General features: G+C 62.1%; 1 pseudogene. It reads left to right on the top strand.

From position 1 onward, the window contains the following. Nucleotides 1-211: pseudogene (locus ASE88_RS19675) on the top strand (FAD-dependent oxidoreductase); the annotation flags it as partial.

The following is a 211-nucleotide window of genomic DNA, read 5'->3' on the forward strand; positions in this document are numbered from 1 at the left end:
GACCGTCGAGCATGAGGGCTTCCGCTTCGATATCGGCGGGCACCGCTTCTTCTCGAAGTCGCAGCCGGTGGTCGATCTCTGGAACGAGATCCTGCCGGACGATTTCATCGAGCGCCCGCGGATGAGCCGGATCTATTACGAGGGCAAGTTCTACAGCTATCCGCTGCGCGCGTTCGAGGCGCTCGGCAATCTGGGCATCTGGCGCTCGACT

It is taken from the genome of Sphingomonas sp. Leaf38, assembly GCF_001421825.1.
Lineage (GTDB): Bacteria > Pseudomonadota > Alphaproteobacteria > Sphingomonadales > Sphingomonadaceae > Sphingomonas.